The following is a 15,336-nucleotide window of genomic DNA, read 5'->3' as shown; positions in this document are numbered from 1 at the left end:
AGACCTCTTGGAGGGTGGAGTGACCACTGGCATAAAGAGAACAGCTATTCACGGAAGTTATAAAGACTTGCGTCAATTATCTTAATTGAACCGCCGTATACGGAACCGTACGTACGGTGGTGTGAGAGGACGGGAGTTAATCGCTCCCTCCTACTCGATTTTAAAAAATTATCTATTCTTGAACAATCAATGTTCCAATATATCCATATGAATGGAAAATATTTTAAACAATTGAATAAAAAATTTCCAACGAATCAATTTGCGGTTGCAAGATTTTGAATCACTTGGTTATAAAAGTCATCCTCGAACCATCGCCATGCAAATAAATCCAATCGAGTTGCAAGATTTTATTCCGACTTACAAGAAAATGTCCATGAGTAACAAATAATTTTTTCATAGTTACAAATATATTCCACACAGTTGCAAGATTCATTTTTTCGAGTTGCAAATATCATTTCGAACGTTGCAAATACACCTTTCAAACTTGCAAATTCTATCTCGAAAGTTACAAATATACATCCAATTGGTTAGGATTGGCCACGACCAATCCTAACTTTTTTTGGAAAAAATCGACTACGAATATTTAACTTGCAAAAAAATCGATTTGAGTTGCAAAATTTTTCAATTACTTACTTCACAAAATCACTCTTGATTTTCTACTTGCAAATAAATTTTGCAAGTATGTTGACTTGTGTAAATAACCAATCATTTTCCCTCCCTCCTCAAATTTGGAAATCGAGCAAAAAAATTGAAATTTAATGATTTAAAGAGAGATGGAACCCCTAAATTTCCCCATTATCCTTATATAAATTTCATTTTTAACCTGTTTTTTGATTTATCGTCCATTTATGAAAAAACTATTTCAAAAAATAAATAAAAATGAAGTAAAAATATCTAAAATGTGTTGATATATTTCAATATAATGAATATAATGAAATAAAAATTTCAAATTAAATGTAAATTATGAAAGGGGTGTCCTTTTGTGCAGCTTAGTTATTCGAAGAAAGCTGAATTTGATACAAAAGGTTCATTGAGAATGTTTGAAAAAGCCAAGAAAGTAATACCAGGAGGAGTTAGTGCAAATATTAAATATTTTGCGCCATATCCAATTTTTATGGAAAAAGCAAATGGTAGCCACATAATGGATGTGGATGGGAATGAATATATTGATTATTTATTATGTTATGGTGCTTTAATTTTAGGGCATGGACATCCGAAAGTGATTGAAAGTGTACAAGAGCAATTTATGGCATGTGGTACGTCTGTTTTTGGAGCTCCACATCAGTTGGAACTAAGAATGGCTAATGAACTTGTCTCTGCCATTCCTAGTATTGAGATGGTACGTTTTACGAATTCTGGTTTAGAAGCTACACTATTAGCGATTCGCCTTGCACAAAGTTATACAGGCAAATATGCTATTGCCAAATTTGAAGGACATTATCATGGTGGATATGATCAAGTACTAGTAAGCGTCAATCCAGAGCTTGAAGAAGCTGGTAGTGAAAAAATGCCTAATTCTGTTCCTGAATCAAAAGGGATTCCAAAAGAAATTATTGATCAAACGATAATATTGCCATTTAATGATATCGATGCAACTGAAACCATTTTAAGACAAAGAAAAGAAGAAATTGCTGCAGTAATTCTTGAACCAGTGCAAGCCGGATTTATACCTGCAAATGAGTGGTTTATGCATAAATTAAGAAAATTGACAGAAGAATTAGGGATCGTCTTGATTTTTGATGAAGTAAAAACCGGATTTCGCATGACGTATGGTGGGGGCCAAAACATATATGGAATCAAACCAGATTTAACAGCGCTTGGAAAAGTGTTAGGTGGAGGGTTTCCAATCGGTGCCGTAGGAGGAAAGCGAGAGATTATGATTCAAATGGATCCGAGCATTGGAAAAGATATTTTTTCTAATGGAGGAGGAAATGAAGGAAAGACAGATATTGTTTTCCATAGTGGAACATACAACGGACATCCGACCATATTAGCTACAGGATTAGCCACATTAAATGTATTAAAAGATAAAGAAGTAATGAACCACCTCATTTCACAGACAACAAAATTAAAGAATGGCTTGGAATCTCTCTATCGTCACTATAAAATTCCAATGAAAGCTATTGGAATGGGAAGTATTTTTAATATAGTCTTGTCAGAACAACCGATAGAAAATTATCGGGATATGAAAAAAGCAAATACGAAATTGCGCAAAGCTATTGATGAACAATTATTACGTTTAGGAGTTTATACGAAACCATTAAATCGTTATTCCCTTTCAACTGCTCATACGGATGAAGATATTAAAAATACAATAAAAGCTCATGAAATCGCTATTCGTCGAGTGTTAAACATTATATAATGGTAAAAAAGACGAATAGACGAATTAAGGTGGAGTTAGATGAACGAAGTATACAGAAAAATCGCAGAAAAATTGCCCGATATGAGTAAATCACAACGGAAAATCGCTCGTTTTGTTTTAAATAATACAGACTCAGTTCCTTTTTTCACAGTTGGAAAGTTAGCAAAAACGGTGGGGGTTAGTGAAGCGACAGTTGTACGTTTTGCTACTTTTTTAGGATACGATGGTTATCCAGATTGGCAAAAAGCAATGCAAGAGACTGTTAAGCGCCAACTTACCACCGTTGAGCGCTTGAAATTATCGGATGACGTATATTCTTCCGAAGATAAAGCTGTATATGAAATGTTTGAAGAAGAAGTAAATCGAATCCAAACAATGGCATCACAGTTTGATACGGATTCTTTCCATAAAGCGGTGCAATATATTTTAGATGCAAACCGCATATTTATCATTGCTAATCGAAGTGCAGTTTCACTAGGATCATTTTTAGAATTTTATTTAGATTTGTTGTTCGAGAATACAGAGCTTATTCGAAATCCTCATGGTATTTCGGAGAAGCTATTTCGTCTGAAAGAAGATGATGTCGTCATTGGATTAAGTTTTGCAAGATATACGAAAACAACGATTGATGCTGTTAGCTTTGCAAAAGATCGTGGCTCTACTATTATTGCGATTACAGATAATTTATTGTCACCACTGATTCCATATAGTGATGTGGCTTTATGTGCACCTAGTGACATGCCTTCTTTTATCGATTCGTTTGTCGCCCCACTAAGTTTAATTAATGCTTTAATAACAGCAGTCGGAAGAAAAAAACGAGGAGATATTGAGAAGCATTTAGCAGATTTAGAAGAGGTGTGGGAACGATTTAATATTTTTCACAAATAAAAATATGTGCTTTTTATGCCATTTTGACTAGAGAATATTCATTTTGCACAATTATATGAAAAAAATTTAAAAAATACTTTCAATTTCTGTATCTAATAACTATAATAGGATTGACAATTGAATCAACGGATCCACAGGGGGAGCTTAGGCTGAGAGTGAACAATTTTTGTTCTGACCCTTCGAACCTGTTAGTTAATTCTAGCGTAGGGATTGTGGAAAAGGAAGATGAATAGTTTAATATCTATTTTTCTGCCTTCTTCAAGCTCCTATGGAAACGTTTGATCAATATCAAAACATAGGGGGTTTTTTTATGCGTTCAAAAAAGTTACAACCATCATTAGAGGCAGCGATTATGGCAGCATTAGCACTTGTCATTGATTTACTGCCATCCATTAAATTGGGACCTTGGATTTCTATTTCTTTTGCAATGGTTCCAGTCTTTTTAGTTTCATTTCGTTGGGGAGTAAAATATGGAATGTTATCTGGTTTTCTATGGTCATTATTACAAGTAATTACTGGTGATGCATATTTTCTCCATTGGTATCAGTTTATTATTGAATACTTTATTGCCTTTACTTGTATTGGATTTGCAGGTATTTTTAGTTCTTCCATTTTAAACTCATTTAATAATGGGGAAAAAGGAAGAGGTTTGTCCATAGCTGTTTTCGCTATGTTTATTGGGACAATTACACGATATATTTGGCATTTTTATGCTGGAATTGTCTTCTGGGGAGAATATGCTCCAGAAGGTATGGGGGTTTGGATGTACTCGTTTATTGTAAATGGAGGATCAGGTTTCGGTTCTTTTGTATTTTGTGCCATAGTCTTAGGAGCTATCCTTTCTATTTCTTCAAGACTATTAACGGCTAATAATCAATATTCATACAATGAATAAAATGAGATGAGAAAAATCGTTTCAAGTGAGGAAAGAAGGAGAAATTGAAGGATTCAAATTCTCCTTCTTTAATTTTTTTCATTATATTCGGCTTTTTATGAAAAATTTGTTAATGGTGAATTTAAGACGACAAAAACTTGCAACTAGGTTGATTTTATTTGCAAGCTGTTGGTTTGAGGGGAAAAAGTATTACAAGTAGTGGGGAAATCTAGCAACCTATATTGTTTTATTTGCAAGTTGATTGAAAGTGGTTGTTTTTTCAAAAAGAGAAAGGATTGGCGATCGCCAATCCTGACCAATTGAATGTATATTTGCAACTTTTGAGATTGAATTTGTAAGTTAATCAAGATTATTTGTAACTCTTAAATCAATTATTGCAACTAGAAAATGTCGTATTTGCAAGTGTTAAAGAAAAATTTGTAACTTTCGAAAAATTTTTTGTAACTCACGGACATTTTCTTGTAAGTCGAAAGAAATCTTGCAACTCGAATGGATTTATTTGCAAGTCGTTGTTTCAGGGGTAAATGGATGAACCAATTAACAAAAATCTTGTAACTTGATTTGATTATTTGCAAGTTAACGTTAATGATGTAAAGTTAAATATGTTAAATGAAAAAATCTTGCATTAAAATACTTGAATATGAAATAGTTTTCACGTTTTAAATTTTATTTAAAAATCGATGTATGTTTTAATGCTTAAACTATAGAACATCCATTTATTAGAATTAGGTAACTGAATGATAACAAGATGTCCTAATTTTTTCATTAAAATACAAAGCCAGTGAACTTTTTAAAAAAGATTCACTGGCATTTCCTATTGTAGATAGTTATTTATTTATAAATTTTCATTAAGTACTTTATAAATAGCTTTAGCGACACCATGGTTTTCGTTATGATCGGTAATATAATGGCACATTTCTTTAATATCTTGGGGTGCATTGCCCATTGCAACAGCAAAGCCTACACGTTCAAACATAGATACGTCGTTATAACTGTCTCCCATAGCCATCGTTTCTTTTAATGAGATTCCTTTTTGCATCACATATTTTTCTAATGCGACACCTTTTTGGGCTTTAATATTGGTTACTTCAAGGTTTTGATGACCGGACGAACTAACAGCTAAGTTTGAAAATTGTTGAAGTCTTTGTTCGGTTTCTTGTAATTTTTCCTTATCTAATGAGAAGATTAGCAGTTTTAATAATTGAATTTGATCTTTTTGTAACAATTCTTCATAACTTTGAACTAATTTAATTCCACCACGTTCGAAACGTTCTTTTACACCTTCAACGATTTCCTCATATGTAGCTTTATGTCCAGCACTCATTAATATATCGGAAATGACGGATAAAGATTTTTCATAATCGTTTGAAAAGGTACCTTGATTGGTATAAAGTTCGTAATACATATCTTGTTCTTGTAAAATGTGATGAATGTTTCGATATGTATCTACATCTAAAGGAATGGAAGTTTCTATTTTTCCATTTTGATCCCTTACTTCAGAACCATTCATACAAATGACGGGGCAAACGATTCCAGCTGATTTTAATGGAAACATGGCTTCTTCATAGGATCTGCCTGTAGCAACTACAACCTCAATTCCCGCTTGCTGTGCTCTTTTAATTGCTTCAATATTCTCTTTACTAATGGATTGATCTGCACGAACTAAAGTTCCATCCATATCTGTTGCGATGCATTTTATCATTCTGACCACCTAATTTCTATGATTGGTAATAATTATCATTTTAATGGAATGATGGGAGGATGGCAAATAATAAAGGTTGGTACAAAAATTCATTATTAAGTGAGGAACATATATGATAAAATAAAATAAGAATATTCAAATAATTATGAAAGTAACAATTCTTAAATCAACCAATAAAAGGAGGTGAATAGAAGGAAAAGATGATGGATCTTTTAAAAAAATATCATCTACACTAAAAAAGGAGTGTTAAAGTGTGAACATTTCTTTATTGTTAGAAAGAAACGCCCGTAAATATCCAAAAAAAGAAGCGGTTGTATCTGAATCGAAGCAATTTACATATTGGGAACTAAACAAATTCGTCAATCAACTAGCTAATAGTCTATCAACATATGGATTGAATAAAGGAGACAAAGTTGTCCTTTACATGCCAAATACCCCAGAATTTATCATCTCTTACTTCGCGGTCTTACGTTTAGGAGGAATCATTGTTCCTGTTAGTGCAAAACTTACATTTTAAATCATTCTGATGCAAAAGCTCTTATTGCACACGATCTATTATTTGATCAAGTGAAAGATTTACCAAGCTCTATTTCTCTATTATTTATAAAAACAGGAGAACCAGTAGATGAGTGGAAAAGTTTTGAACAACTATTGGAGTATGGAAGTACTGAAGAAATTACTTGTGATTTAAAGGAAGATGATGAGGCAACGATTTTATATACATCAGGGACAACTGGCAGACCAAAGGGAGTTCTTTTTACGTATAGAAATATATTAACTGCAGCTATTATGATGGCTATTGAAATGGAAATGAAGCCAGAAAGCCGAATGCTTCATTTAATGCCTTTAAGTCATTCCGCACCACTTCATTTATTTTTAGTTGGTGGAACTTATGTTGGAGCGACTCATATTATCGCTTCTACATTCACTCCTGATTTACTGTTAAAACTTGTTCATGAAGAAAAAGCGACCCACTTTTTTGGTGCACCTGTAGCTTATTTATTAACGGCTAATCATCCTAAACTAAATGAGTATGATTTGTCCTCTATGAAATATTGGGTATATGGTGGGGCACCTTTAGCTTCTCAAGAAGTAAAATTCATTCAAGAAAAATTTAAGACAGATCGCCTATATTGTGTATATGGATTAACGGAAGCAGGACCGACCGGGACGCTACTATTACCTGAAGAACATAAAGAAAAAGCTGGAAGCATTGGGAAAAGAGCGGCATTAAATACGGAAATAAAAATTGTCAATGCAAAAGGAGAGGAAGTCCAACCAGGTGAAGTTGGAGAAATACTGTTAAAAGGCGAAGGTGTAATGAAAGGATATTACAAAGATCCAGTTCAAACGATGGAAGTGCTTCAAGAAGGATGGTTATATACTGGTGACATGGGAACATTGGATGAAGATGGGTTTATGTATGTCGTTGACCGAAAGAAAGATATGATAATTTCAGGAGGTATCAATATTTTTCCTAAGGAAATTGAAGAGACGCTAGCTTTGCATCCAAAAATTTCCGAGGTAGCTGTTGTCGGAGTTCCTCATCGTGAATGGGGAGAAACTGTAAAAGCATTCGTTGTGCTAAAAGAACCGATGGATAATCTTGAAGATGAATGTAAACGTTTTCTGTCTAATAAACTAGCAAGCTATAAAATTCCGAAATTATATGAAAAAATTGACCAATTACCAAGAAATGCGACAGGGAAGATATTAAAACATGTTTTAAAAGAGAGAGAACAATTCTTACAAAATAGAGGTGTTTCAACCATGAATTTTTATATAGAAGATCCAAATTTAGCGTTTAATTTAAAAAAATATTTGGATGATGAATTTTTTAAATGGGCTGATAAAAAGTTAGAACAATTTGGAGAGCTATGTAGAACTGAAATCGATGAAAGAGCGGTCTTTACTGATCGTGATGGGCAGCCGAAATTAATCAAATACGATAAAATGGGTAATGACATTTCATATGTTTGGGTGAATGACGGATATAAAAAGACGGTTGAGCAAACGTATAACACTGGAATTGTCGGATATATTCATAAGGAAATTCCCGAGTTAAGAAGAAGAGGAAATTACATTTATTCATATGCACAAGGTTACTTATTGTCCCATGCGGAACCCGGATTTTATTGTCCTGTCACGTTGACAATGGCCACGGCTTATTTAATTGATCATTATGCTAGTGAAGAATTGAAGAAAAAATATCTGCCCCATGTACTTTCCACTGGTGAAACGGAATTATATGAAGGAGCAACATTTTTAACTGAACGACAAGGAGGTTCGGACGTTGGAGCGAATGAAGTAAAAGCGATACCAGACATAAATGGTAATTATCGGATATACGGAGAAAAATATTTTGCTTCCAATGCCGGACAATGTGGGGTAGCGATGGTGTTAGCAAGAATTGAAGGAGCACCTAGTGGGACAAAAGGGCTTAGTTTATTTTTAGTCCCATGGAAAAATGACAACGGGATCCTCAATCATTTAGAAATTCGTCGTTTAAAAGATAAATTAGGTGTTCGAGCTGTTCCTTCTGGAGAAGTTGTTTTTCATGGTTCCGAAGCTTACTTAGTTGGGGATGCTTCCAAAGGATTTTATTACATGATGGAAGCGTTAAATCTATCAAGGATTTGTAATGCAGTAGCATCGATTGGAATTATGCGGCGTGCATTTTTGGAAGCTAGAAATTATGCTCGTTCGCGTCAGGCATTTGGTCAGTATTTGATTGATTTCCCGATGGTGAAGGAGTCATTAGTCAAATTAGCGGTCAAACAAGAAGTAGAAACAAGTGCCGTGTTTTCATTAGTGGCTTTGTTTGATCGAATTGCTAACCACCATCCATCTATTACAATGGAAGATCATGTCATGAATCGCCTTCTCATTGCTTTGTTAAAAAAAGAAACGGCAGAACAAGCTATTCATTTTAGTCATGAAGCAATTGAAATGCACGGTGGCAATGGATACATTGAAGATTTTGTAACTCCTAGACTTTTAAGAGATGCACAAGTATTAACCGTTTGGGAAGGAACTGCGAATATACTTGGTTTAGAAGTTTTAAGGCTATTAAAAAAATATGACGCAGGAAGAGTTTTTGTTTCTTATGTTCAGGAGGAACTAAAAAAACTTCATAAAGATTTAGAAGCATTTATAACTCCTGTAAAAAAGGGAGTAGAAACATTAAAACAACAATTAACTTATTTATCGATTAATAATGAAGATGTTCAAACGTATCATAGCAAACGGGTTGCAAAGTTAATGTGTGATATCTATGAAAGTATAATTGCACTCAAGGATGCACAAATTGGAGGAGATCGGAAAGTAAAGGTCGCACAGATTTTTATTCAAAATACATGGAAGATGAATGAGTGGATGGATGAAGAACTTCTAGCCCTTCGTTATTTTGATGATATCATCCAAACGGATAAAGTGATAAAAATATAGGAAATGTTTCTATTAATCTGACCGGAATGTTTCCGGTCTTTTTCTATTACAGATTATTTGTAATAAAAGGGAAATTTATAGTTTATCAATCTTTTTTTCTCTATAATGGGAATGGGAGGGATTTATGTGATTGATGTTCGAAGTGATACCGTGACAAAACCTACAGAAGAAATGCGTAAAGCAGCTTACGAAGCAGAAGTGGGAGATGATGTATATCGGGAGGATCCTACGGTCAACCGTTTAGAAGAAAAAGCTGCCGAAATTTTAGGAAAAGAAGCGGCTTTATTTGTAACTAGTGGAGTTCAAGGAAATCAAATTGCTGTCCTTACACATTGTCGTCCTGGTAATGAAATATTATTAGAAGAAAATTCCCATCTGTTCTATTATGAAGGTGGTGCCATATCTGCATTTGCAGGTGTTCAACCTCGGACAATTCGCGGAAATAAAGGATCATTGAATGCCAAAGATGTAGAAATGGCGATTCGTGGAGATGATATTCATTTTCCTGAAACAGGGCTGATATGTATAGAAAACACACATAACCGTGCAGGTGGAGCGATTATACCAATTGAAAACATGAAATCGGTTTATGAAGTGGCACGTCAATGTGGAGTTCCCGTTCATTTAGATGGTGCCCGTTTATTTAATGCAGTTGTTGCAACTGGTATTCCAGCTAGCGAATATGCGAAATACACCGATACAGTTCAAGTTTGTTTATCCAAAGGGCTAGGAGCACCTGTTGGTTCAGTTATCGCTGGTTCACGTGATTTTATTGAAAGGGCAAGAAAGTGGAGAAAGCGCTTAGGCGGTGGTTTAAGACAATCAGGTATCATTGCGGCTCCAGCACTTTATGCTTTAACGAATATGGTTGAACGTTTATCAGAAGATCATGAAAAAGCAAAGTATTTAGCTGCAGGAATTTCAACGATTGATGGATTATCTATCGAAAATGATGTGGAGACCAATATTATTGTTGTTGGCACGAAAGGCTTGGGGTTAACTGCTAACCAATTACTTGAAAAATTAAAAGAAAGAGACATTTTAGCCGTTAGCTTCGGTACATATAGTATTCGATTTGTAACCCATTATGATGTTTCAATGAGCGATATGGATGTCGTCATCCAAGCGTTAAAAGAAATTAGAAATGAAATAAAATAATGCATTCTCTTAAATAGGTTTACCTAGGAAGTCCGTTATAAATCGATACATAACTCGGTTTACAATTTGAAAGGGGAGAATTTGAAACTTACTCAAATTCTCCTCATTTTTTCAGTATTCGTCCATCACAGATGGTAGTCTTGCAAAGAATTATACGTATTGCTCCTTAATAACGGTTAATTGGCTTTTTACTTTCACTCTATTTCCCAACGCGAAAGGCCCTCCCGTTCATACGGCGTTCTAGATGTGCCTTCGTTTTTCTGTGTCTAGCTCCGGCACGAACGCCTAGTGAACAATGACCTTTCTCCCCTACGATAAGTCAACAACCGCTCGTCCCTCGCTGTGTTTCCTTTATCTCAGTTCGAAAGGCCCTCCCGTTCATACGGCGTTCTATTTGTGCCTTCGCTTTTCTATTGTCTAGCTTGGCTCGCAGTGGCTAGCGAACGACCCACTCCTTTCCCTACGATAAGTCAACATCGGCTCGTAGCTCGCCGTGTTTCCTTTATCTCAGTTCGAAAGGCCCTCCTGTTCATACGGCGTTCTAGATGTGCCTTCGTTTTTCTATTGTCTAGCTCGGCTCGCAGTGGCTAGCGAACGACCCACTCCTTCCCCTACGATAAGTCAACATCGGCTCGTAGCTCGCCGTGTTTCCTTTATCTCAGTGCAGGAGTGCCTCCCGTTCGTACGCCACTAGGCGCTCGCCTTCGCTTTTCTGTGTCTAGCTCCGGCACGAACGCCTAGTGAACAATGACCTTTCTCCCCTACGATAAGTCAACAACCGCTCGTCCCTCGCTGTGTTTCCTTTATCTCAGTTCGAAAGGCCCTCCCGTTCATACGGCGTTCTATTTGTGCCTTCGCTTTTCTATTGTCTAGCTTGGCTCGCAGTGGCTAGCGAACGACCCACTCCTTTCCCTACGATAAGTCAACATCGGCTCGTAGCTCGCCGTGTTTCCTTTATCTCAGTGCAGGAGTGCGTCCCGTTCGTACGCCACTAGGCGCTCGCCTTCGCTTTTCTGTTGACAAATGATGTTTTTTCAGTTAAATATATGAATAGTTAAACTGTTGAACTATTTAGGGAGGGGTGATTTTGTTGAGAGATGAAAAATTACAACAATTGATTAATAGATATATTAAAGTAAGTAATACGGTAACGAAAAGAGCAGAGGCAATCATTAGGCAAGCAATTGATGAAGATTTAACGAATGATCAACATTGTACGTTACGATTCATTTACCAAGAAGGAAAATGCACGTCCACAGAACTTGCTGAAAAATGTCATGTTAATAAAAGTGCAATAACCGCCATCATTAACCGATTGTATGAAAAAGGATTAATCGAACGAAATAGAGATGAAAATGATCGACGTGTCATTTACTTATCGTTAACAGATAAAGGGAAGAATCTATTTTTAAACGTGGAAGAAAAGATTCATAAGTTTGTAGGGTCTTTTATTAAAAAGTTTGATGATCAAGAAATTGAAGCCTTTATAACTACCTATGAAAAGCTTTCGAATATATTAACATCCAATACGTTAGATAAGTGGGAGAGAGCAAGCTATGAGAGGAATAATTAAAGGAAAATGGTTCGTCCTTTTTGCTTGGATAGCAGCCATCGTATTACTATTCGTGTTTTCTCCGAATATGGGGGATTTAGTGCGTGAAAAAGGGCAAATAGAGGTACCAGATGGTTATTCATCATCACTCGCGACAAAAATTTTAGATGAAATAAAAGAACAGGACGGAACTTCTTCTGGGTTGCAAACAGCTCTTGTTTTTCATAATAAAAATGGATTAACAAATGAGGATATGAAGAACGCAGAAGATGCGATTCAGAAGTTGAATGCTCAAAAGGAAAAGCTAGGGATTACAGATATCATCACTCATTTTGATCAAAAAGAATTAGAAGATCAATTAGTATCTGAAGATAATAAAACAATTTTAGTTTCTTTAAGTATTGATCCGAATAATCGTACGGCTCGAGAGATTAGTGATGAGCTTTATCAGGCATTGGAAGATGTAAATATCGAACATTATTATACAGGAAGTTGGATGATTGATGAAGCATTAGTGACAAATTCCCAAGAAGGGTTAAAAAAGACGGAATGGATTACCGTAGTATTTATTTTAGTTGTATTATTACTTGTCTTTCGTTCCGTTATAACTCCAATTATCCCATTAATAACGGTAGGAATCAGTTACATTGTTGCCCAATCCATCGTTGCGATACTAGTCGATTTAGTGAATTTTCCACTGTCAACCTTTACACAAATCTTCCTTGTCGCCGTTTTATTCGGAATAGGGACAGATTATTGTATTTTACTATTAAGCCGGTATAAAGAGGAACTTTCTCATTTTGACAGTGTAACAGAAGCGATAGTGACTACATACAAAACTGCTGGGAAAACGGTATTATTTAGCGGTTTAGCTGTCATGATTGGTTTTGCGTCGATTGGTTTTTCTCAATTTAAACTTTATCAATCTGCTTCAGCAGTAGCTATTGGAATTGCCGTCCTTTTATTAGCATTAGTCACCGTAGTTCCATTCTTTATGTCTGTATTCGGTAAAAAGTTATTTTGGCCGGCAAAAGGGAAATTAGAACATAAAGAAAGTAAACTATGGCAATGGGCAGGAACATTTTCCTTTACTCGTCCTATCATTACATTATTAATTGTTGCAGCTGTTACTGTACCATTTATCATTACTTATGATGGAGAATTATCATTTAACTCACTCGAAGAAATTAGTGATGATTATGATGCGATTAAAGGATTTAATATTGTTTCAGATAGCTTCGGTCCCGGTCAATCTATGCCAACGCAAATCGTCTTAAAAAACGATGATGAATTAGACCAAGCTGAATATATTGCACTCATCGAAGAGATTAGTAAAGAAATAGAAAAGATTGAACATGTAGATACTGTTCGCTCGGTAACAAGACCTACAGGAGAAAAAATAGAAGATTTATTAGTGGCGAAACAAGCGGAGATGTTGGAAGAAGGATTAGGGCAAGGAAACGATGGCTTAAAACAAATTAGTGATGGACTTAGTCAAGCAGAATCAGAGATTTTAGCTCAAGCCCCTCAACTTGATCAAGCAACTGATGGTATTCGTCAATTAGTTCAAGGAACGAACGAATTGAAACTCGGTTTGGGAGAACTAAAAAATGGTTTGCAAGAAATCGAGAATGGTTTGCATCAAGGAACACTAGGTGCTAAAGAAATGAAGACTCGTTTAGAAGAACTGAAAACGAATGCAGAAACATTATTAGAAGGTAATAAACAATTACTTGAAGGCTATAGAAATATTCAATCAAATTTAGAAACTTCAATTCTAGCAGGCTATCAAGGGATTGAGGAAAAATATTTATCAGTATTAGCATCAATTACTCCACAAGACCTTGCTGAACTTGAAAAGAACAACCCTGGAATTTTAGTAGATATGAATTATCATAAAATAAAATCATTAATTCTTGCTCTACATTCAAATGACCCTGTACAAAATCCATTAATGGGTATAAAAGCTTTAAACAATGGTTTAGCAAGCATCATCGATGGTTTAACTGAAGCTAATCGGAATTTTGCCACATTAATTGAAAACCAAAAGAAAGTCAACGATGCTCTTGGTTTATTTATCGAAGGAATCCAGCAGCAAATCGATGGTTTGAACCAAATGGCGGATGGACAAAAAACGATAATTGGCCATCTATCTCAATTTGATGAAGGATTAGGTAGTATAAACCAAGGTCAGACAGAATTATTAAATGGTTTTAGTGATTTAAGTAGTCAAATGAACCAATTAACAGATGGATTAAATCAAAGTGTATTAGGGATTCGTCAAGTATCTCAAGGTTTATTATCTGCTCAAGATTATTTGGCTAACTTATCAAAAAATGAAAGAGATTCAATTTTTATTCCAGAAGAAGTATTAACATCGAAAGAATTTCAGCCTGTATTGGATTTATACATGTCGAACGATCGCAAAACGGTTACTTTCGATGTCGTTTTTGAATCCAATCCATATTCGAACGATGCGATAAATAAAATTGAAGAGATGAAAGATGCCGTCAAACGAGCAACAAAAGGGACGAAATTAGAAAATGCTACTTTAGCAATTGGTGGAGTCACAAGTACGTACAACGATCTTGGAACAATATCGGATGAAGATTATTCTCGTACGGTAATGTTAATGATGATAGGGATCTTTATCATATTAATTATTCTTCTACGTTCATTCATCATGCCAATTTACTTAATTACATCACTTATTTTGACTTACTTTACATCTATGGGCTTAACGGAAATGATTTTTGTGAATCTTTTAGGATATTCTGGTTTATCATGGGCTGTACCATTTTTTGCCTTTGTCATCTTAATTGCATTAGGAGTCGATTACAGTATTTTCTTAATGGATCGTTTCAATGAATATAAAGAATATACGATTAAAGAGGCTATGATCCTTTCTATGAGAAAAATGGGAACTGTAATTATTTCAGCTGCGGTTATTCTGGGTGGTACGTTTGCAGCAATGCTTCCATCAGGTGTTTTATCCTTACTTGAAATTGCAACCATTACGTTAACCGGATTATTCCTTTATGCGCTATTTATGCTGCCTCTATTTGTACCGGTGATGGTAAAAACTTTTGGTAAAGCCAATTGGTGGCCGTTTTTAGGGGAAAAATAGTTGTTCTAAGAGTATTAAACAGAAATGTTTAATACTCTTTTTTATGTGCGCCCGGCATGTACATGAACTATAGGGTGTAAGTCCCGAACCCCGAAGACAGAAGTAGAGGTTAGCCAAGAGCAAGGGTGTCCGTGGTGACGCGGAATCTGAAGGAAGCTGGAGGCAAAACACCGGTCCGAGGAACACGAACCTCATATAAGGCTAG

General features: G+C 35.4%; 8 protein-coding genes, 1 pseudogene and 1 riboswitch. Of the genes and pseudogenes, 8 read left to right on the top strand and 1 reads right to left on the bottom strand.

What is annotated here, in order from left to right; genetic code table 11:
- Window positions 1-1,036 precede the first annotated feature (1,036 nt).
- The 3 genes from AC3ASS_RS11250 (at window position 1,037) to thiT (ending at window position 4,145) form a co-directional block, all read left to right on the top strand.
- A complete protein-coding gene (locus tag AC3ASS_RS11250; RefSeq protein WP_488283625.1) occupies window positions 1,037-2,362 on the top strand; it encodes an aspartate aminotransferase family protein in 1,326 nt (441 codons plus the stop codon).
- Between the two features lie 39 nt (window positions 2,363-2,401).
- The gene (locus AC3ASS_RS11245) at window positions 2,402-3,250 is read left to right on the top strand and encodes a MurR/RpiR family transcriptional regulator (protein WP_488283623.1); all 849 of its coding nucleotides are present in this window, start codon (window positions 2,402-2,404) and stop codon (window positions 3,248-3,250) included.
- A gap of 126 nt (window positions 3,251-3,376) precedes the next feature.
- Window positions 3,377-3,478: riboswitch (TPP riboswitch) on the top strand.
- A gap of 82 nt (window positions 3,479-3,560) precedes the next feature.
- On the top strand, window positions 3,561-4,145 hold the full coding sequence (thiT, locus tag AC3ASS_RS11240) for an energy-coupled thiamine transporter ThiT (RefSeq protein WP_488283622.1): 585 nt from the start codon (window positions 3,561-3,563) through the stop codon (window positions 4,143-4,145).
- 835 nt (window positions 4,146-4,980) lie between these two features.
- Here thiT and AC3ASS_RS11235 read toward each other — a convergent pair.
- Window positions 4,981-5,847, bottom strand: coding sequence for a Cof-type HAD-IIB family hydrolase (locus AC3ASS_RS11235; RefSeq protein ID WP_488283621.1), 867 nt, complete (start codon window positions 5,845-5,847; stop codon window positions 4,981-4,983).
- 253 nt (window positions 5,848-6,100) lie between these two features.
- Here AC3ASS_RS11235 and AC3ASS_RS11230 point away from each other — a divergent pair.
- The 5 genes and pseudogenes from AC3ASS_RS11230 to AC3ASS_RS11210 all read left to right on the top strand — a co-directional run.
- Window positions 6,101-7,599, top strand: a pseudogene (locus tag AC3ASS_RS11230) (class I adenylate-forming enzyme family protein); the annotation flags it as partial.
- 18 nt (window positions 7,600-7,617) lie between these two features.
- A complete protein-coding gene (locus tag AC3ASS_RS11225; RefSeq protein ID WP_488283624.1) occupies window positions 7,618-9,294 on the top strand; it encodes an acyl-CoA dehydrogenase family protein in 1,677 nt (558 codons plus the stop codon).
- Window positions 9,295-9,420: 126 nt separating this feature from the next.
- Complete coding sequence (gene ltaE / locus AC3ASS_RS11220) at window positions 9,421-10,452, top strand: low-specificity L-threonine aldolase (protein ID WP_488283620.1); 1,032 nt, start codon at window positions 9,421-9,423, stop codon at window positions 10,450-10,452.
- A 1,090-nt stretch (window positions 10,453-11,542) separates the two neighbouring features.
- Window positions 11,543-12,025 (top strand): MarR family winged helix-turn-helix transcriptional regulator, encoded by a 483-nt coding sequence (locus AC3ASS_RS11215; RefSeq protein WP_488283619.1) that lies wholly within the window; start codon window positions 11,543-11,545, stop codon window positions 12,023-12,025.
- Complete coding sequence (locus tag AC3ASS_RS11210) at window positions 12,009-15,131, top strand: MMPL family transporter (RefSeq protein WP_488283618.1); 3,123 nt, start codon at window positions 12,009-12,011, stop codon at window positions 15,129-15,131. The genes AC3ASS_RS11215 and AC3ASS_RS11210 overlap by 17 nt, the downstream gene beginning before the upstream one ends.
- Window positions 15,132-15,336: the final 205 nt, after the last annotated feature.

This window comes from Bacillus sp. JST-5 (assembly GCF_057747715.1).
Note: the sequence above shows the minus strand (reverse complement) of the source record. Positions and strands in the feature narration are given on the sequence as shown.